Annotated in this window: 7 protein-coding genes; 5 read left to right on the top strand and 2 right to left on the bottom strand. The window is 67.2% G+C overall.

Annotation, left to right across the window (positions count from 1 at the left end; all coding sequences use genetic code 11):
- The 5 genes from AC1DOC_RS22175 to AC1DOC_RS22155 form a co-directional block, all read left to right on the top strand.
- Positions 1-339 (top strand): hypothetical protein (locus AC1DOC_RS22175; protein ID WP_478130491.1); only part of this gene is annotated, 339 nt, incomplete at its 5' end.
- 59 nt (positions 340-398) lie between these two features.
- The gene (locus tag AC1DOC_RS22170; protein WP_012747988.1) at positions 399-761 is read left to right on the top strand and encodes a GIY-YIG nuclease family protein; all 363 of its coding nucleotides are present in this window, start codon (positions 399-401) and stop codon (positions 759-761) included.
- A complete protein-coding gene (locus tag AC1DOC_RS22165) occupies positions 758-1,237 on the top strand; it encodes a MarR family winged helix-turn-helix transcriptional regulator (RefSeq protein ID WP_027729610.1) in 480 nt (159 codons plus the stop codon). Before AC1DOC_RS22170 ends, AC1DOC_RS22165 begins: the two co-directional genes overlap by 4 nt.
- Positions 1,207-1,782, top strand: a complete 576-nt coding sequence (locus tag AC1DOC_RS22160; RefSeq protein WP_027729609.1) for a DUF2239 family protein — start codon at positions 1,207-1,209, stop codon at positions 1,780-1,782. The genes AC1DOC_RS22165 and AC1DOC_RS22160 overlap by 31 nt, the downstream gene beginning before the upstream one ends.
- Positions 1,779-3,194, top strand: a complete 1,416-nt coding sequence (locus AC1DOC_RS22155) for an MATE family efflux transporter (protein ID WP_478130490.1) — start codon at positions 1,779-1,781, stop codon at positions 3,192-3,194. The genes AC1DOC_RS22160 and AC1DOC_RS22155 overlap by 4 nt, the downstream gene beginning before the upstream one ends.
- Before the next feature lie 21 nt (positions 3,195-3,215).
- Here AC1DOC_RS22155 and AC1DOC_RS22150 read toward each other — a convergent pair whose 3' ends face one another.
- Both AC1DOC_RS22150 and AC1DOC_RS22145 read right to left on the bottom strand, forming a co-directional pair.
- A complete protein-coding gene (locus AC1DOC_RS22150) occupies positions 3,216-3,692 on the bottom strand; it encodes a VOC family protein (protein WP_012747992.1) in 477 nt (158 codons plus the stop codon).
- A gap of 64 nt (positions 3,693-3,756) precedes the next feature.
- On the bottom strand, positions 3,757-4,182 hold a 426-nt coding region (locus AC1DOC_RS22145), incomplete at its 5' end, for a sensor histidine kinase (protein WP_478130489.1).

The raw sequence follows: 4,182 nt of genomic DNA, 5'->3' as shown, positions 1-4,182 counted from the left end.
CTGCCGCCGTGGGGCGCGCTGCTCGCGTTCCTGCTGCCGGTGCTGCTGCTGCTGCCGGTCAAGGTGCTCGCGCTCTTCCTGTTCGGCCGCGGCCATGCCGCAAGCGGCGTGACGGTGCTGGTCGCCRCCAAGCTGATCGGCACTGCCTTCGTGGCGCGCATCTTCCAGCTGGTCGAGCCCGCGCTCATGCGCATTCCGCTGTTCGCGCGCTGGTATCCGCGCTGGAAAGCCTGGAAGGACCATGTGCTGACGCTCGTCCGCGAAAGCCGGCCATGGCGCGTGGTGCGAGCCCTCAACCGCCGGCTCGCACGCGGATGGCGGCGACTGCGCGGGGGGTGACTTCTTATTTTTACCCGGGTATATTGTATTTTTAGTTTTACCCGGATAATATATGGCGCATGAACATGCCCCAGGAGACGAGGCGCGCCCTCGCCAGGAAATACAAGGAAACGGTCCGCCCCGCGGGCGTCTTCGCCATCCGCAACACGCTCAGCGGCCGCCTCTACGTGGCCGGCAGTCTCGATGTGGAGGGAGCGATGAACCGCGCCCGCTTCGAACTCGGCCTGCGCTCGCACCGCAACAAGGCACTGGTGCGCGACTGGGCCGCGCATGGTGCGGCCAACTTCAGCTTCGAGGTGATCGACCGCGTCAAGGAGCGCGACGACCCGGCCTTCGACCGCGCCGCGGAACTCGAAAAACTCCTTGTGCTCTGGCGCGAGGAGCTTCAATGCCACGGCGACCGGGGCTACGACGCACCATGAGCATCGATCCGCTGGACCTGTGCCTCAACATCGGCCGCGCCCACGCCAGCCTGAACCTGAAGCTCCAGGAGCATCTGGGCGCTTTCCATGGCCTGGACTACGAAGACTTCACGCTGCTTCATCGGCTGCTGGGCGCCGAAGGCGGCCGCATGCCCACGGCCGAGCTTGCGCGATCCCTCGGGTTGCCGGTCTCGGCGTTGATTCGCAAAATGGTCCTGCTCGAAAAAACGGGCCTCGCCGAACGCACGGCCGGCGCGAATGGAAGCGGCCGCCACGCAGCCATCCGCCCCGGCGGCAGAAAATTGATGCAAGCTGCCGTTACGACCGCCGACGCGATCTGCGCCGATGCGGTGAAATCGCTGTCTCCGCAAAGCCTGCCGCAAATCAACGCTGCGCTCCTTGCGCTTTGCCGCGACGACACGCGCTACGACCGAAGAAACCCGACATGCCATCCGACACGCCACCCGGCAACCTGATAGTTTTTGCCGACTTCAAATGCATCGCCCAGGGAAGCACCGCCGACGTGCTCGCGCAACTGCGTGAGCGCAAGGACGACACGCCCTACCTGGTGTTCAACGAACAGACCGGTGAACTGCTCGACTTCGACCTGCACAACCGGGCCGGCGCCGTGGCGCATGCGGCCAGCGCCGAGACCGCCGAGGAAGCCCCGCGCGGCGTGGGCCGCCCCAAGCTCGGCGTGGTCGCGCGCGAAGTCACCCTGCTGCCGCGCCACTGGGATTGGCTCAACCGCCAGCCCGGCGGCGCCTCGGTCGCACTGCGGCGGCTGGTCCAGGAAGCGAGCCGCGTCAACGCCGACCGCGACGCCGTGCGCGCATCGCGCGAAGCCGCCTACCGCTTCATGACCGCGATCGCCGGCGCCCTGCCCGGCTTCGAGGAAGCCACGCGCGCGCTGTTCGCGGGCGAACGCGAACGCTTCGAGGCGCTGATCGGCTCCTGGCCCGCGGACCTGCGCATCCACCTTCAAAAATTGTCTGCCGCCGGCTGGAGCACCACCGCATGAGAGCAAGTCCTGAAAACGCAGCCACCGGCCAGAGCGGCCTGCACGGAACGCCGGTGGCGCCCGTGGGCGCACCGCGCGCGCTGTGGAAGACCTTCCTTTTCTTCCTGGCGCCGATGCTGCTCAGCAACATCCTGCAGTCGATGTCGGGCACCATCAACAACATCTACATCGGCCAGATGATCGGCGTTGGCGCGCTGGCGGCCGTGTCGAGCTTCTTTCCGGTGATGTTCTTCTTCATCGCCTTCGTCATCGGCCTGGGCGCCGGCGCCTCGGTGCTGATCGGCCAGGCCTGGGGCGCGCGCGATGCCGCCAAGGCCAAGGCCATCGCGGGCACCGCGCTGTCGGTGGGCATCCTGCTCGGGCTGGCGGTGGCCGTGTTCGGCGGCRCCTTCACGACGCCGCTCTTGTCCTTCCTGGGCACGCCGCCCGACGTGCTGGCCGACTCCACGCGCTATGCGCGCATCATGCTGATCGCGATGCCGGGGCTGTTCGTGTTCCTGCTTTCCACCGCGATGCTGCGCGGCGTCGGCGACACGGTCACGCCGCTGCTCACGCTGCTGATCTCCACCGGAACCGGCCTGGTCGTCACGCCCGCGCTGATCCGCGGCTGGGGCGGCCTGCCGCAGCTGGGCGTTGCGAGCGCCGCCTGGGCCTCGGTGCTGGCCTTCGTGCTTGCCACGCTGTGGCTGGGCTGGCGCCTGCGCCGCCGCGGCAGCCCGCTGGCGCCCGATGCGGAGTTCATCCGCCACCTGCGCATCGACCCCAAGCTGCTGAAGGCCGTGCTGAAGGTGGGCATACCCACAGGCGTGCAGATGATCGTGGTGGCGCTGGCCGAGGTGGCGCTGCTCTCGCTGGTCAACAGCTATGGCTCCAGCGCGACCGCGGCCTACGGCGCGGTGAACCAGGTGGTGGCCTACGTGCAGTTCCCGGCCATCTCGATCGCCATCACGGCATCCATTCTTGGCGCGCAGGCCATCGGCGCGGGCCGCGCCGACCGGCTGGGCGCCATCGCCAAGACCGCGCTGCTGATGAACCTGGTGCTCACGGGCGGCCTGGTGCTGCTGGGCTACCTGTTCTCGCGCCACCTCATGGGCTTCTTCATCACCAGCGCGCCGGTGATCGAGATCGCGCAGACGCTCTTGCACATCATGCTGTGGAGCCTGGTGATCTTCGGCATGGCTTCGGCCATCTCGGGGATCATGCGCGCCAGCGGCTCGGTGCTGGTGCCCACGGCCATCTCGATCCTCTGCCTGATCGGCATCGAGGTGCCCGTGGCCTGGTTCATGAGCCACCGCATCGGGCTCAACGGCATCTGGTGGGCCTACCCCGTGACCTTCGGCGCGATGCTGCTGCTGCAGACGGCCTACTACCGGCTGGTGTGGCGCAAGAAGGCGATCCGCCGGCTGGTGTAGGGCCGCAGGGCCGGCGCTTGCTCACTCGCCGTCGAAGGCTTTCTGCGCCGCGGCGAGGTCGAGCTTGATCATCTTCATCATCGCCCGCATTGCGCGCGCGGCCTTGGCCGAATCCTTGTCCTGGAACATCCGGATCATCGCCATGGGCACGACCTGCCACGACACGCCGTAGCGGTCGGTGAGCCAGCCGCACTGCACCGGCTGGCCGCCGCCCTCGAGCAGCCTGTCCCAGTAGTGGTCCACTTCGGCCTGTGTCTCGCACTGCACGAGCATCGAGATGGCCGGCGTGAACTTGTACTCCGGCCCGCCGTTGAGCACCATGAACGACTGCCCGTCGAGCTCGAAGGTGGCGGTCAGCAACGAACCCTTGAGGCTCGGATTGGTGTCGCCCCAGAACAGCCGGTCGGTGACGCGCGAGTTCGGAAAGATCGAACTGTAGAACTTGAGCGCGTCTTCGCCGTTGCCGTCGAACCAGAGGCAGGGAATGATCTTCTGCATGGGAATCTCCTGGGTCTTGATAATGAACCTGAAGGTTCAGTATCCAGGTGATGCGAGGTGCTTGTCAACCCTTCGGGCTCGCCGGCAGTACGACGCGGAATCCCACGCCCTGGTTCAAAAGGCCCTCGGTCACTTCCACCCTGCCCCCCATGCGGCCGGCAGCCTGCCTGACGATGGCAAGGCCCAGGCCCGAACCGCTCGCTTCGTGTCCCGATCCGCGATAGAAGCGCTCGAACACCTGCTCATGCTCGGCCGCCGGAATACCGGGGCCGTCGTCGGCCACCGTGAGCACCAAGCCTGCCGGGTCTTCGGTGCGAAGCGTCACGGTCACGTGCGCACCGCCGTGCACATACTGGACCGCGTTGTTGAGCAGGTTCTCCAATATCGACTGGAACGCCGGCACGTCGATGGGCGCGTTCAGGCTGTCCGGCGCATCGAATGTCAGCTCGACGCCGCGCGCCATGGCCCGCGGCGCCGCCTGTGCGAGGAC

This window comes from Variovorax sp. 01T439_2 (assembly GCF_056398445.1).
The sequence above is the reverse complement of the archived record's forward strand: the minus strand, read 5'-3'. Positions and strand labels throughout refer to the sequence as shown.

What these genes read in the sequence shown, in the direction of transcription:
- AC1DOC_RS22150 (WP_012747992.1), bottom strand. Translation starts at nt 3,692, where the DNA reads ATGCAGAAGATCATTCCCTGCCTCTGGTTCGACGGCAACGGCGAAGAC.
- AC1DOC_RS22160 (WP_027729609.1), top strand. Translation starts at nt 1,207, where the DNA reads ATGCCATCCGACACGCCACCCGGCAACCTGATAGTTTTTGCCGACTTC.
- AC1DOC_RS22170 (WP_012747988.1), top strand. Translation starts at nt 399, where the DNA reads ATGAACATGCCCCAGGAGACGAGGCGCGCCCTCGCCAGGAAATACAAG.
- AC1DOC_RS22165 (WP_027729610.1), top strand. Translation starts at nt 758, where the DNA reads ATGAGCATCGATCCGCTGGACCTGTGCCTCAACATCGGCCGCGCCCAC.